The organism is Streptomyces doebereineriae (genome assembly GCF_031845645.1).
Classification (GTDB): domain Bacteria; phylum Actinomycetota; class Actinomycetes; order Streptomycetales; family Streptomycetaceae; genus Streptomyces; species Streptomyces canus.
On the sequence record NZ_JAVREZ010000328.1, the window covers coordinates 1 to 446 of the forward strand.

Sequence of the window (446 nt, forward strand, 5' to 3'; positions counted from 1 at the left end):
AGAGACGCTGGTGGCCCTGACCCGGTTGCGTGAGCTGATCGACCGCTACCCGCTGCGCGGTATCAAAGGCCCGATGGGCACCGCCCAGGACATGCTCGACCTGTTCGACGGGGACACCTCCAAGCTCGCCGAGCTGGAACGGCGGGTCGCCCAATTCCTGGGATTCACAGAGGTTTTCACCAGCGTCGGGCAGGTGTACCCGCGCTCGCTGGACCACGATGTGCTCTCGGCGCTGGTGCAGGTGGGTGCCGGGCCGTCCTCGCTGGCGCACACCATCCGGCTGATGGCCGGCCACGAGCTGGTCACCGAAGGCTTCGCGCCCGGTCAGGTCGGCTCCTCGGCCATGCCGCACAAGATGAACACCCGGTCGTGTGAACGGGTCAACGGCCTGCAGGTGGTGCTGCGCGGCTACGCCTCGATGGCCGCCGAGCTGGCCGGTGCGCAGT

The 446-nt window shown here is 68.4% G+C and carries 1 pseudogene; it reads left to right on the forward strand.

Annotated elements, in window-relative coordinates:
• A pseudogene (locus RNB18_RS52120) lies at positions 1-446 on the forward strand (adenylosuccinate lyase); the annotation flags it as partial.